We start from the raw sequence: 13,599 nt of genomic DNA on the forward strand, positions 1-13,599 counted from the left end.
TTTCATCTGCTCTGCCAGGAAAGCTAAAATATCATGCACTACATCTGACTGTTCCTTTTTTACGGGTTCAATAGCATTGCGACAATGGGCTACATTGTTTCCAAAGAACTGGGCCAATTCTATGGGGAGCTGTTTAACGAGCGTCAAGAAGGAGATTACGTGGACTACACTGAATTTGCTCGAGAAAAGGTCGTAGAGGATATGAAAAAATGCCAGACGTTTCTCGTTAAATTAGAACAAGCAGTGGATATGTTATTGAGGAGAGAGACTGAGCAGTGACCTATACTTTGTAATAAAAGATACCGTAAAGCCACAAATTGACAGCCTTGGAACCTCTGGTTAGAATAGCCCTAGGAAGGAGAGGACGGTGGTCGAGGAAAGAGAACTGGTCATTATTGGAGCAGGCCCAGCGGGATTGGTGGCCGGGCTTTATGCTTCCCGAGCCCGAATAGATACTTTGATCCTGGACAAGGCCATGCCCGGGGGACAGGCTATTCTGACTGATGTGATAGAGAACTTCCCTGGTTTCCCAGACGGGATATCAGGCCAGGAGCTGATTGATCTCATGGTCAAACAGGCACAAAAGTTTGGGGCCGAGATCCGAAATTTCGTGGAGGTAGAAAAGATATTTCTCGATGGCTCTCGAAAAGTCATCAAGACCGATGGCGAGGATATAATCGCTCAGGCAATTATTGTCGCTTCCGGCGCTGGATATCGCCGCCTGGGTATTTCCGGGGAGGAGGAGTTTATCGGAAGAGGAGTATCCTTTTGTGCGACCTGTGACGGAGCCTTCTTCAGGGACAGAAATGTCCTGGTGGTGGGAGGAGGGGATACTGCCCTTACGGAGGCTCTCTTCCTTACCAAATTTGTCAAAAAGTTGACCATTGTCCACCGAAGAGATCAGCTACGAGCCGTGAAGATCCTTCAGGAAAGGGCCTTTAACAATGAGAAGATTGATTTTCTGTGGAACTCTGTCCCGGTGGAAATCAAAGGCGATAGATCAGTCCGTAGCGTGGTGGTTCAGAACAAAAAAGATGGAACGCTTAGGGAGATTGCTGCCGACGGCGTATTCATGGCTATTGGTATAGTGCCCAATACCACCTTTGTCCACGATTTGGTCAGGCTGGACCCTAACGGATATTTAGAGACCGATGACAATTTGAAGACCAGCGTTGAAGGGATCTATGCGGCCGGGGATGTACGCAAGGGTTCCCTCAAACAGGTAGTTGCTGCCAGCTCAGACGGGGCTGTTGCTGCTACTTCAGCCGGAGAGTATCTGGATAGTCTGAGAGAGCAAAAGACATCAAAAAGGGGTGAGGTAAATGGCTAATACCAACACGCTTCAACTGACCGACCAGAACTTCAAGGAAGAGGTCCTGAACTCGAAGATACCGGTATTGGTAGATTTCTTCGCTCCCTGGTGTGGGCCCTGCAACATGATGGAACCCATATTGGATGAGCTGGCTCTAGAATTCGAGGGCCGGATAAAGTTCGGAAGACTGAATGTGGATGACAATCAGAAGACTTCTCAGGAATATGAAATATTGAGCATCCCCACCATCATCCTCTTTGAACAAGGGGTAGCCCAAAAGACCATCATAGGTGCGCTGCCCAAGAAGAAACTCCAGGAAAAGCTGGAGGAGTTTCTCAAATAGGGTATCATGCTCGTTCCCCGAGAAAGAGGTAGGCCGGAGAAGAGGTTAGGATGGAGCAGACTATCAAAAAAAATGATCGGGGAGAAGAGGTAGTAGATATCCAACGCAGGCTCATTGCTCTGGGGTTTGATCTGGGTAAGAGTGCGGCCGACGGGGTCTTTGGGGAGCAAACCGAGACAATTGTCAAGGCTTTCCAGCAGAAGAGAGGTCTGATAGTCGATGGGGTGGTGGGAGAGGAAACCTGGCGGGAATTAGTGGAAGCCAGCTACCGGCTAGGGGATCGAGCCCTTTATTACAGATACCCTCCTTTGAGAGGCGATGATGTCCGAGAGCTGCAGATGTCCCTCAATTCTCTCGGCTTCCACACTCAGGACGAAGCCGGTGTCTTCGAGCAAGAGACGGATCAAGCGGTCCGGGAGTTTCAGAGAAACATAGGTCTGCCCCCCGATGGAATCGCGGGAGAAGAGACTATAGATGCGTTAAACAGCCTCAAAAAAGCAGTTTCCACGGGCAGCAGGTTCGCCATACCTGATAAAAGATACATTTGTAACAGCTCTCGAGGCGACAGAAGATTAAAAATTATGCTTGATCCAGGACATGGATTGCCCAAAGATCCTGGCGCAGTGGGTGCTTTCGGCCTGACCGAAGCCGAAGTGTGCTGGCGTATTGCTCTTGGTTGCAGGTGGATATTGGAGCAGAGGGGCGTAGAGGTCGTTTTTTCCCGAGAGGAGGGTGAGACTATTCCCGAGGGAGAGAGATCCCAGAGGGCCAATCAACAGGAAGTGGATTGTCTCCTGAGTATCCATCTGAATTTCTCTCGCGACATGCAGGCTGAGGGATCTACCTGCTTCTATTTCTCTAATGGCAGATGGTATTCCAAAGCGGGCAAGAAGGCGGCCCATCTTATTCAGGATGAGCTGATCAGAGGTCTGGCTCTGGTGGACTGCCGGGTCCATGGCATGAACTACTCCATCTTGCGCAAAACTCGTATGACTGCTGTTCAGGTAGAACCAGCTTTTATTTCCAATGTCAAGGAGGAGAGGCTTCTGGGGAGTGGAAGCTACATTGAGACGATCTCCAGAGCTATCTCCCAGGGTGTGGCCAGGTTCCTGGAAATGGAAAAGCAAAGCATAATATGATGTCCGGATCTGAAAGAGAAGAAATCCGCTCAGGCTCGGGAGAATGGCGTAAGGATGCTTCTTAAAAAAAGAGAGCCTTAAGTTAAGGAAAGTGAAAGATCAAGAATTTCAGGAATGGTTTGATCGATTTTTGAGGGGCAGCATTAGCTGGAAAGAGTTTATTAGAAGAGCCACGCTGCTCGGTATTTCCCTGCCAACAGTTGCCAGTATTTTAGCAGCTTGTGCAGCGCCGGCGGGAGCCCCTCCCTCAGCCAAGGAAGGACCCGAAGAGGTTGCAGAGGTGACAGTGCCAGAGGCCGACTCGGAAAGAGCTAGAGTGCTAACAGAGGTTATCTATGATGAGATCTTTCTTTCCCATCAGACGACCCCAGGTCATCCTGAAAACAGCAAGAGGCTGGAAGCCATTCTGGAAGGGATCACCACCAGTGGCTTGAAAGACAAACTTCTCTGGGCCCGCCCCTCCGAGGCCGATGTGGAAGTCATTGCTCTGGTCCATTCTCAAGAGTACATAGCTAAGGTGGCTTCGCTGTCCGCAGCTAAAAAGTTAGTGCATCTGGATCCTGATACCGTGGTCTCAGAGAAGACCTTCCAGTGCGCCCGCTATGCCGTGGGTGGTGTCCTGCAAGGTCTTCAGGACATGGCCAATGGCAGATGTGAGAATGGGTTTGCGCTGGTCAGACCCCCCGGCCACCACGCCAGAAAAGCCTCGGGAATGGGTTTTTGTATCTTCAATAATGCGGCGGTAGGGGCGGAATATGCCATCAGGGAGATGGGGTGGAAGCAGGTAGTGATTATTGACTGGGATGCCCACCATGGGAACGGGGTGCAGGAGATTTTCTACGATCGGGATGATGTTCTCTACATATCTCTCCATCAGTATCCCCACTACCCTGGTACTGGATACTTTACGGAGGTAGGTGAGGGTAGAGGAGAGGGGTTTACCATTAACCTTCCTTTTGGTCCTGGCTCAGGTGATTCCGAATATCTGCTGGCCTTGGAAAAGATAATACTTCCTATAGCTACTCAGTTTGATCCTCAGCTTGTTCTTGTCTGTGCGGGCTATGACGGCCACCGGGATGACCCCCTTTCTGCTCTGGACCTCAGCACAGACGTCTTCAACAAAATGGCTGGTCGAGTCAAAGACCTGGCCCAGATCTGCTGTGAGGGCAGGCTGCTGGTCGTTCTGGAGGGAGGCTATGGGCTTGACTCCCTCTCCGATAGCGTAGTGGCCACCCTTAGAGCTTTGGTGGAGCCTGCTACCGATACTTTGAAAAAGGGGAAGAAAGAGCCATCAGAGCTTCCTGAAGCTTCATCCAGCTCAGAAGAAATGGTAGAGAAGCTCAAAAACTATTTCGCCAGATACTGGAAGATATAGGATAGTCTGTTCCGATAGATTAAAACCGATATTTGTCTTATGCGGGGTGGTCGGTTAGCTCCACGGGGGAGAGGTGCTTGGTTTAGCGACCGGATTGGCCTTGAGTGAAGTGCTGAGGCCTCCACGGGTTTCAAAGTGGAGGATGCTGACCCGAGGTGGAGCTAACTGATTACCCCCCTTTATCTTATCTTTCACGCCGCTCAAGTCGCTACACTACCCGGCTGGCAGCTCCGTGGATATCTGCCTGCAGCGGTGCGCTCGGGTAGGTCGTAAACTGGCTACACTCGCTCTCTCTAACTTTTACTCATACATGGGGCCTCCTTTTTTCTCGCCTCCATTATCACCGTAGGTTGAGAGACATCCCGCCAGGCCCCTCTTTTGAAAAACTTCTAACATGTTTATAAAAGTAAAAGTACGCTAAGGAGACTTGACAATCATATACTCAAGATTTATAATACAGTCAGAAAAAATCTCAGAGTTAAGTCTAAAAGGAGTGATTTGTTATGGCAAGAGCCATCGGTATCGATCTCGGCACTACCAACTCCTGTGTAGGAGTGATGGAGGCTGGTGAGCCGGTCGTAATTCCCAATGCGGAAGGAGGCAGGGTTACCCCATCGGTAGTTGCCCTTTCCAAGTCCGGGGAGCTTCTGGTGGGCCAGGTTGCCAAACGTCAGGCTATCACCAACCCGGAGAATACGGTCATGTCCATCAAGCGCAAGATGGGGACAACGGAAAAAGTAAAGCTGGGTGAAAAGAATCATACCCCGCCTGAAATTTCGGCCATGATTTTGCAGAAGCTGAAGAGGGACGCCGAGGCCTACCTGGGTGAGAAAATAACCCAGGCTGTCATCACTGTACCGGCTTACTTTGATGACTCTCAGAGGCAGGCTACCAAAGATGCAGGACGCATTGCTGGCCTGGAAGTTCTGAGGATCATCAACGAGCCCACCGCGGCTGCTCTGGCCTATGGGTTGGACAAGGAGCACGACCAGACTATTTTGGTCTATGATCTGGGAGGCGGGACCTTTGACGTCTCTATTCTGGAGCTAGGCGAGGGGGTCTTCGAGGTAAAGTCTACCAGCGGGAACACCCATCTGGGTGGCGATGATTTTGATCAAAGAGTTATAGACTGGATGGTCTCGGAGTTCAAGAAGGACAGCGGTATTGATCTGTCCAGGGACCGGATGGCCATGCAGAGACTCAAGGAAGCGGCAGAGAAGGCCAAGATAGAGCTGTCCACCACTATGCAGACCAATATCAATCTTCCCTTCATCACGGCGGATGAGTCCGGCCCCAAACATCTAGATATGACTTTGACCAGGGCCAGGCTGGAGCAGCTCTGTGCTGATCTGATCGAGGCCACCCGAGGCCCTATGAAGAGGGCTCTGGAGGACGCTAACAAGACGGCCGAGAATATTGATCACGTCATTCTGGTGGGGGGTATGACCCGCATGCCGGCTATTCAAGAGCTGGTCCGCAAGATGACCGGGAAGGAACCCCACAAGGGAGTCAACCCTGATGAGGTAGTGGCAGTAGGAGCGGGCATCCAGGCTGGTGTCCTCAAGGGTGAGGTCAAGGACGTCCTTCTTCTGGACGTTACGCCTCTGTCTTTAGGCATTGAGACTAAGGGTGGAATATTTACCAAACTTATCGAGAGAAATACCACCATACCTACCAAGAGAAGCGAGATCTTCACCACTGCTGAGGACAGCCAGACCAGTGTGGAGATTCACGTTCTTCAGGGCGAGAGAGAGCTGGCAGTCTATAATAAGACTTTGGGCCGTTTCCAGTTGGTGGGCATCCCTCCGGCTCCCCGAGGGATACCTCAGATAGAGGTGACCTTCGACATCGATGCTGATGGCATCGTTCACGTCTCGGCCAAAGATATGGCTACCGGTAATGAACAGAAGATCACTATCACTGCTTCCAGCGGGCTCTCTGAAGAAGAGATTGAGAAAATGATTAAGGAAGCCCAGGCCCATGCCGAGGAGGACAAGAGAAGAAAGCAACTGGTGGAGGCCAAAAATCATGCTGATAACCTGATCTACTCCACAGAAAAGTCGCTGCGGGATATTGGTGACAAGATAGATCCAGGCGACAGGAAGAGAATAGAGGACGCCATTGCTGAGCTGAAGAAGATCATGGATACCGACGACATAGACAGGCTCAAGAGGGCCACCGATGCGCTGCTGGATGCCTCCCACAAGCTGGCAGAGGCAGTCTATGCTAAAACCTCAGCGCAACAGCAGAGCACCACAGGAGGGCAACAAGCTTCCTCTCAAGGTCCTCGAACCGATGAGGAGGAAGTTGTGGATACCGACTTTGAGGTGGTTGACGAAGAAGAGAATAAGTAAGAGCTGAAAGATGGGAAAAGGGGGAGTCTTCTCCTCCCACCACTGATTATAAGAAGAGGAGGTGCTCTCATGCCGAAGAGGCACAGAGAGGAGCCAGAAACTGAGTTTCAGAACATACAAGAACAACGGTTCCAGGATACAAAGGAAAAACTGGTAGAAGAAACAATTGAAGACGAGAATTTGATAGTGTATGAAGAGGAGAAGGGTTCTCCGATCTCTGTCCAGGACTCCGAGTCTCAGGTAAAAAAGCTTGAAGAGAAAGTCAAACAGTTAGAGGCAGAGATAGCCGATTATGTAGATACTCTCAAGCGGGTGCAGGCCCAGTTCGAAAATTACAAGAAGAGGATCAAAAAGGAGTTCGATACCTTCACTCAGATATCCACTCACAAGCTGGTCAAACAGCTTCTGCCGGTCCTGGATAATCTGGAGAGGGCTCTATCTTCTGCGGAATCTACGGACGATAAAGGCAAGATCATCGAAGGAGTCAAGCTGATTTACCATCAGTTCAAGGAAGCGCTGGAGAAAGAGGGCCTGAAGACCATAGATCCCGCGGGAGACAGATTTGATCCCTACTTCCATGAGGCTATCATGCAGGTGGAAAGCGATGAGCACGAGGACAACACGGTGGTCGAGGTCTTCCAGAAGGGCTATCTTATTAATGATCACCTTCTCCGGCCAGCCATAGTTAAAGTCTCCAAAGAAGTAGAGTCAAGGGAGCAGCGAGCTGAAGGATAGCTTCTGCTACCCGGTCAGGCCCTCAGGGAAAAACCTGATCAGGGTTTTCTCTGAGGCAAAGGTTATTTCGGAGATCTCTCCAAAATTCCTATTTCTTAGCCAATCAGGTGATCCGGTTGAATGGAAAGGACTATTACAAAATTTTAGGGGTTGACAAGAATGCCAGTCAGGAGGAGATAAAGAAAGCCTACCGAAAGCTAGCTCAGAAGTACCATCCTGATGTCAATCCTAATAACAAAAGTGCGGAGGAAAAGTTCAAGGAGGTCTCCGAGGCCTATTCTGTCCTGGGGGACGAAGAGAAGAGAAAGCAATATGATAACAGGTTGAGATACTTTGGAGAGGGGGCGCAGAGAGACTTTGGATATGGATACCGGCCCTTTGATTTCTCCGATCTGGGCTCCTTCAGTGACCTATTTGATTTCTTCACTGGCGGAAGAACGGCTACCCGGACCATGGCGCCCCAAAAGGGGTCTGATATCACGGCGGAGGTACACCTTTCCTTCGAGGATGCCGTAAAAGGGGCCAGCACAAGGATCAGTGTCAACCGAGAAGAGATCTGCAGAACCTGCACTGGAAGCGGAGCTCAACCGGGAACCCATCCCATTACCTGTCCCTCCTGTGGAGGACGAGGGATTAGTGCGATTAACCAGGGCTTCTTTGCTCTCAGTCAGGTGTGTGGTCGGTGCCGGGGCCAGGGGGTGATTGTAGAAAAGCCCTGTCCTTCCTGCCGGGGAACGGGCCGGGTAACTGAGCTCAAGAAACTGACGGTCAAGATTCCCCCCGGGGTCAAGGATGGAACCAAGATCAGGCTGAAGGGCAGAGGGGGTGCTGGAACCAGAGGTGGTCCAGCAGGAGATCTCTATCTCATTACCAGGGTCGCTCCTCATCCACTGTTCAAAATAAGGGGTGATGATGTTGAAATTGAGTTGCCTATTACCTTTGCCGAAGCAGCCCTGGGGGCCAAAGTTACCGTTCCCACTATTGATGGTCTGGGTAATGTCAACATCAAAGCGGGTGCCCAATCTGGAGATGTTCTCCGATTGAGGGGGAAGGGCTACCCCAGGCTGGGGTCCACAGGCCGGGGAAATATGCTGATCCGGCTCAAGGTGGTGGTGCCGGACAAGTTAAGCAGAGCCGAGCGGGATCTTATAGAGAAGCTGGCCAACCTGCATGGAAAAAACCCCAGAGAGGAGATGTTGAGAAAGGCCAGGATCTGACAAGAAGGTGAAGGTTTATGAAAGAGAGACGAGAGAGAAGAAAGGCAGTTTATGCCATCAGCATTGCTGCTGAGCTGGCTCACTGCCATCCCCAAACTCTCCGACTGTATGAGAGAAAGGGCCTTCTTTGTCCTCTCAGGACCTCTACCAACATACGCCTTTACTCAGAGGATGACCTGGAAAAGCTCAGGCTTATTCACACCCTGACTCAAGAGGAGGGAGTAAATCTGGCTGGAGTAAAGCGAATTTTGGAGATGAGAGAGGCTCTGGAGGAGATGAAAACTGCCCTGGCAGATATGGAGAAAGAGATGGAAAGAATGAGCCGGGAGATGCAGGAGGAGATTGAGAAGGTTCGTCGAAGCTACAAAAAGGAGATTGCCATACTCCCCTCAAGGGAGATTCTGAAGTATTTTCGGTAGCGTAGGAAGGGATGTTCTTCAACCCTACAACGTCATTTACCTGAATACATACAATATGTTGTGGTTCAATTAAAGAAATTGCCCTACATGTTGAACCAAGATTCTTAAGTATCGCTGTAGGGTTAAATTAAGCAGAAAGGATGAAGATTCTTGTACTGTGTAAATCATCCTCATGTGGAAACAGAGGTAAGTTGTGGCAGATGTGGGGATCCCCTCTGCACCAGGTGCATGGTCTTCACACCAGTAGGAGTTCGCTGTAGAACGTGTACCGCTCACAAAAAGTCGGCCCTGAGAAGGATTACCTCCCGGCAGTATCTGAGAGGGCTGGGCAGCGGTCTGGGTGCCGCATTCATATCAGGACTGCTTGTCGGTCAGCTCCAGCTTATTTTCCCTTTTACCTTCCTCTTTCTTTATCTGGCCACAGGATGGGCAGTGGGAGAAGCTGTGAGCCGGGGAGCCTACAGGCAGAGAGGCACTGGACTTATGGTGGTAGCTGGACTGTGTGCTTTTCTGGCTTACCTGATTGCCGGATCAGTATCTATAGCTGGTCGTCTGGGACTTTTCTTTTTGATAGAAAATCCTTTTATAGGACTGATGACTTTCAGCCTTTTGGGATGGATTTTCGCAGCCATAGGGATAGGGTTGGCAGCATATAGGCTTAAAGAGTAAGTTGATTCAGAACTGGTGACTGGTGGGATTGCTGTCTTTCGTACCGCGGAATTGGAGCGGGGCCAAAGATATGATTTGGATATCAACCAGTTAAGAGGGAGTGAACATAAATGCGTTTCGATAAATTTACTATAAAAGCTCAGGAGGCCATTGCTCAGGCTCAGAGTATTGCTGAAAGCCGTAACCATCAGCAGATTGATGCTGAGCACCTTCTTTTGGCTCTACTGGAGCAGGAAGAAGGTGTCGCCATTCCCATTCTTCAAAAATTGGAGGTAAACCCCTCTCTGGTAAGGGAGAGGACCGAGGAACTTCTCCAACAGAAGCCCAAGGTCTACGGGCCGGCAGGAGGAGCATACCTGAGCAATGTCCTGAAGCAGATACTAGATCGGGCTTTTTTGGAGGCAGAAAGGCTAAAAGATGAATATGTGAGCACCGAGCACCTGCTCATTGCTCTGAGTGATGGAGACGGCCCGGTGCCCACGCTCCTGCGAAGCCTGGGAGTGAGCAAGGATGTCATATACCGGGTTCTGGTGGATATCCGGGGATCTCAGCGGGTTACCGATCAGAATCCAGAAGAGAAATATCGGGCTCTGGAGCGTTTTGGTCGAGACCTCACGGAGCTGGCCCGCAAGGACAAGCTGGACCCGGTTATTGGTCGGGATGATGAGATTCGCCGGGTTATCCAGGTTCTGTCCCGGCGGACTAAAAATAACCCCGTTCTTATCGGTGATCCAGGGGTGGGCAAGACCGCCATAGCCGAGGGTTTGGCCCAGCGCATCGTCAATGGCGATGTTCCGGAAGGTCTTAAAAACAAAAGGGTGGTGGCTCTGGATATTGGAGCTCTGGTAGCAGGCTCCAAGTACAGAGGCGAGTTTGAGGATAGACTGAAGGCTGTCCTTCGCGAAATTGCCGACTTGCAGGGCCAGATAGTGCTTTTCATAGATGAGCTCCATACTATCGTGGGAGCCGGGGCTGCGGAGGGAGCAGTAGATGCTTCCAACATGCTCAAGCCCATGCTGGCCCGAGGAGAGCTTCGTTGCATCGGTGCTACCACTCTGGATGAATATCGCAAGCATGTGGAGAAGGATGCTGCTCTGGAGCGGCGCTTCCAGCCCATTTTAGTTCGGGAACCTTCAGTGGAGGATACCATCGCCATTCTCAGAGGTCTGAAGGAGAAATATGAGGTCCATCATGGGGTACGCATTCAGGATTCGGCCCTGGTAGCCGCGGCAATTCTCTCCGACCGCTATATTAGCGATCGCTTTCTCCCCGATAAAACCATTGATCTCATTGATGAGGCCGCTTCCCGCCTGCGCATCGAGATTGACAGTCTGCCCACGGAGATCGATCAGGTGGAGAGACGGATTCAGCAACTGGAGATTGAACGTCAGGCCTTGAGGAAAGAGAAGGACGAAGCCTCCAAGGACAGGCTGGACAAGATCAAATCGGAGTTGGCCCAGCTTCAGGAGAAAAGTACGGCTATGAAGGCCCAGTGGCAGATGGAAAAACAGGCCATCCAGAAGATCCGGGAGCTGAAAGAACAACTGGAGACGGCCCGCCTGGAGGCGGAGAAAGCAGAGCGCGAGGGAGATCTTCAGAGGGCAGCGGAGCTTCGATACGGGACTCTGATCCAGCTTCAGCGCCAATTGGATAAGGAGAACCAGCAGTTGGCTGAAGTCCAGAAGGGACAGAAGATGCTCAAAGAAGAAGTAGACGAGGAGGACATTGCTGAAGTAGTTTCCAAATGGACGGGTATTCCGGTCTCTCGACTCATGGAAGGAGAGATCGAGAAGCTGGTCCACATGGAGGAGAGACTGCATAGAAGAGTAGTAGGCCAGGATCAGGCCATTTCTTCGGTCTCTAATGCCATCCGGAGGGCCAGAGCGGGACTCCAGGATCCTAACCGGCCCATTGGATCCTTTATCTTTCTGGGGCCCACGGGTGTGGGCAAAACGGAACTGGCTCGGGCTCTGGCCGAGTTCTTATTCGATGACGAGAGGGCCATGATCCGTCTGGATATGTCTGAATACATGGAGAAACATACCGTGTCTCGCCTCATAGGAGCTCCTCCTGGCTATGTGGGTTTTGAAGAGGGGGGACAGTTGACCGAGGCAGTAAGGAGAAGGCCCTACTCGGTAATCCTGTTGGACGAGATTGAGAAAGCCCACCCCGATGTCTTCAACGTTCTACTTCAGATTCTGGATGACGGCCGCCTTACCGATGGCCACGGACGCACAGTAGATTTCAAAAATACGGTGGTCATTATGACCTCCAATGTAGGCAGCCAGTGGATCCAGGACCTGGGGGAACACGACCAGGACGAGATGAGAAGGAGAGTTACGGAAGCTCTACGGGCCAACTTTAAGCCCGAATTCTTAAACCGGGTGGATGACATCATCATCTTCAACCGTTTGGGCGTGGAGGAGATAAAGAAGATAGTGGACATCCAGACCGACCTTCTGCAGAAACGGCTCAGGGATAGAAAGTTGGAGATAGTGCTTACCGATGCGGCCAGGGAGTTCCTGGCCCAAAAGGGGTTTGATCCCACCTATGGCGCCAGGCCTTTGAAGCGAGTTATCCAGCGGGATATCCAGGATATTCTGGCTCTCAAGATTCTGAACGGAGAGTTCCAGGAGGGAGATCTGATCGAGATAGATTCTGCCGATAATCAGCTCACTTTTAGCCAGGCTGGTGTGGCCTCTTGAACACTAACCAATTGGTCATGATGTCCCCATTACCTGCGAAACATGGATAGTATCCGAATCAGGAGGTGGCTTTTTCAGTGGAGGCGGAGGAGGGGGAGGAGGTTTCGGTGGAGGTTCCTCCGGCGGAGGTGGAGCAAGTGGAAGATGGTAGGATTCAGGGAACAGTAACTGGAGATTGCCAGTCTAACCTCATAAGATGGATCATTCAGAAAAAGGAGGAGCTAGATGGAAGCAAGAGAGAGAAAGTGGGATAGAAGAGTAGTTCTAGCTGCGGCATTGGTACTGGTACTGGTAATCTCCATAATCCTGGGACTCGCTGTATTCGCCTGTGCCCCGGCCCGGGCGCCAGCGCCGCCAGAGCTGCTAGAGAAAGGGGAGGAAGGAGCTGCAGCTCCCCAGATGGAAGCACTTCTTCTAGAGGAGGACGCTTCCCGAGAAGCGGTAGAAGTTGGTGAGGCCGTTCCTGCCGAAGAGCTGGCAGTGAGCGAGGCCTATCTTCCGGCCGGAAAAAGAAAGGTCATCCGCAATGCCCAGACCAGTCTGGAGGTAGAAGAAGGAAAATTCAGCGAGACCTTTGACCGGATAGTTTTGTTGGCCGAAAGTGTGGGTGGTTGGGTCAGCTCCTCCGATAGCCAGGCCTGGGAAGGAGAGTTGGCCAGTGGTACCGTAGTAATCAGGGTGCCAGCCAAAAATTTTACCTCTGTGCTTACCCAGATCAAAGCTATGGGTAAGATCCTCAGCATAAACATTCAGGGGTCAGATGTCACTCCGGAATATGTGGATTTAGAGAGCCGGCTGAGAAACCTCAAAGCCCAGGAAAGAATCCTGCTGGAGCTGATGGGTAAGGCGGAGACCATAGGGGATACCATCGCGGTGCAAACCCAACTCTCCTATGTTCAACAAGAGATAGAGATAATCAAAGGTAGGATGCAATACCTGGATGATCTGGTGGCTTTCTCCACCATACAGGCGTATCTCACGGAGCCCGAGGTGAAGGAGCGGGAGCCCATCGAATGGGGCTTTGGAGACGCCTTTTATTCAGCGCTGAAGATGTTTGTGGAGGTTATTCAGGGGGTAATTGTATTAGGACTTACGCAGTTGGAGTAAGACTGTAGGTAGGGTTACCCAGATAAGCCCGTATTGCCTCCCTGATAATGGACACCTTTGCCTCATACCAACTATTTCCCGTTCGCAACTTATGTATCTCCAAACGCAGAAATGCCCGCAGCGCATAAAGAAAGTGATTCTTCTGTGCCACCGCCTTCCGCACTTGCGCTCGCTCAATCCCGCAGCACTGCTTGATCTCCCGATGATATACCTCGATCCTCCAC

Annotated in this window: 12 protein-coding genes and 1 pseudogene; 12 read left to right on the forward strand and 1 reads right to left on the reverse strand. The window is 51.2% G+C overall.

Annotation, left to right across the window (positions count from 1 at the left end):
• Window positions 1-367 precede the first annotated feature (367 nt).
• The 12 genes from trxB (at window position 368) to HW443_RS05940 (ending at window position 13,375) form a co-directional block, all read left to right on the forward strand.
• The gene (gene trxB / locus HW443_RS05885) at window positions 368-1,330 is read left to right on the forward strand and encodes a thioredoxin-disulfide reductase (RefSeq protein ID WP_176230717.1); all 963 of its coding nucleotides are present in this window, start codon (window positions 368-370) and stop codon (window positions 1,328-1,330) included.
• Window positions 1,323-1,655 (forward strand): thioredoxin, encoded by a 333-nt coding sequence (gene trxA / locus HW443_RS05890; RefSeq protein ID WP_176230716.1) that lies wholly within the window; start codon window positions 1,323-1,325, stop codon window positions 1,653-1,655. The genes trxB and trxA overlap by 8 nt, the downstream gene beginning before the upstream one ends.
• Before the next feature lie 50 nt (window positions 1,656-1,705).
• A complete protein-coding gene (locus HW443_RS05895; protein ID WP_176230715.1) occupies window positions 1,706-2,794 on the forward strand; it encodes an N-acetylmuramoyl-L-alanine amidase in 1,089 nt (362 codons plus the stop codon).
• Window positions 2,795-2,885: 91 nt separating this feature from the next.
• Complete coding sequence (locus HW443_RS05900) at window positions 2,886-4,169, forward strand: histone deacetylase family protein (RefSeq protein ID WP_176235703.1); 1,284 nt, start codon at window positions 2,886-2,888, stop codon at window positions 4,167-4,169.
• 503 nt (window positions 4,170-4,672) lie between these two features.
• Entirely contained in the window at window positions 4,673-6,523 is a 1,851-nt protein-coding gene (gene dnaK, locus HW443_RS05905) for a molecular chaperone DnaK (protein ID WP_176235702.1), read from the forward strand.
• Window positions 6,524-6,592: 69 nt separating this feature from the next.
• On the forward strand, window positions 6,593-7,258 hold the full coding sequence (gene grpE, locus HW443_RS05910; protein WP_176235701.1) for a nucleotide exchange factor GrpE: 666 nt from the start codon (window positions 6,593-6,595) through the stop codon (window positions 7,256-7,258).
• A gap of 116 nt (window positions 7,259-7,374) precedes the next feature.
• Window positions 7,375-8,475: a molecular chaperone DnaJ gene (gene dnaJ / locus HW443_RS05915; protein WP_176235700.1), complete on the forward strand. Its 1,101-nt coding sequence runs from the start codon at window positions 7,375-7,377 to the stop codon at window positions 8,473-8,475.
• A 17-nt stretch (window positions 8,476-8,492) separates the two neighbouring features.
• Window positions 8,493-8,894 (forward strand): heat shock protein transcriptional repressor HspR, encoded by a 402-nt coding sequence (locus tag HW443_RS05920; protein WP_176235699.1) that lies wholly within the window; start codon window positions 8,493-8,495, stop codon window positions 8,892-8,894.
• Between the two features lie 150 nt (window positions 8,895-9,044).
• On the forward strand, window positions 9,045-9,563 hold the full coding sequence (locus HW443_RS05925; protein WP_176230274.1) for a hypothetical protein: 519 nt from the start codon (window positions 9,045-9,047) through the stop codon (window positions 9,561-9,563).
• 110 nt (window positions 9,564-9,673) lie between these two features.
• Window positions 9,674-12,268, forward strand: coding sequence for an ATP-dependent chaperone ClpB (gene clpB, locus HW443_RS05930; RefSeq protein ID WP_176235698.1), 2,595 nt, complete (start codon window positions 9,674-9,676; stop codon window positions 12,266-12,268).
• Window positions 12,269-12,345: 77 nt separating this feature from the next.
• The gene (locus tag HW443_RS05935; protein ID WP_176233681.1) at window positions 12,346-12,522 is read left to right on the forward strand and encodes a hypothetical protein; all 177 of its coding nucleotides are present in this window, start codon (window positions 12,346-12,348) and stop codon (window positions 12,520-12,522) included.
• Window positions 12,494-13,375, forward strand: a complete 882-nt coding sequence (locus HW443_RS05940) for a DUF4349 domain-containing protein (RefSeq protein ID WP_176235697.1) — start codon at window positions 12,494-12,496, stop codon at window positions 13,373-13,375. The genes HW443_RS05935 and HW443_RS05940 overlap by 29 nt, the downstream gene beginning before the upstream one ends.
• On the opposite strand, the pseudogene HW443_RS05945 reads toward HW443_RS05940, so the two are convergent.
• Window positions 13,359-13,599, reverse strand: a pseudogene (locus HW443_RS05945) (IS701 family transposase); the annotation flags it as partial. The gene HW443_RS05940 and the pseudogene HW443_RS05945 sit on opposite strands and share 17 nt — an antisense overlap.

Origin of the sequence: Candidatus Hakubella thermalkaliphila (genome assembly GCF_013281975.1) — a bacterium.
GTDB lineage: Bacteria > Actinomycetota > Humimicrobiia > Hakubellales > Hakubellaceae > Hakubella > Hakubella thermalkaliphila.